1 protein-coding gene is annotated in these 220 nt (G+C 34.5%); it reads left to right on the plus strand.

Annotation, left to right across the window (positions count from 1 at the left end; all coding sequences use genetic code 11):
- On the plus strand, positions 1–220 hold a 220-nt coding region (locus ACX9YW_RS23760; RefSeq protein WP_460351296.1), incomplete at both ends, for an endonuclease/exonuclease/phosphatase family protein.

Below are 220 nucleotides of genomic sequence, written 5' to 3' on the forward strand. Positions count from 1 at the left end.
TTATAAATAAAGAAAAACCTGATATACTTGTTCTTCTTGAAACAAACTTATGGTGGGAACAGAAACTATCACCTCTGGATGAAGTGTTTCCATACTCCCTGAAATGCCCGAAAGAAAATTTATATGGCATGCATGTATATTCCTGGATGATTTTAAGTGATGCAGAAATACAGTATTTAGTGGACAAGGAAATTCCCTCCATGAATATGGTAGTTCATGT

This window comes from Pseudoneobacillus rhizolycopersici, assembly GCF_054786815.1.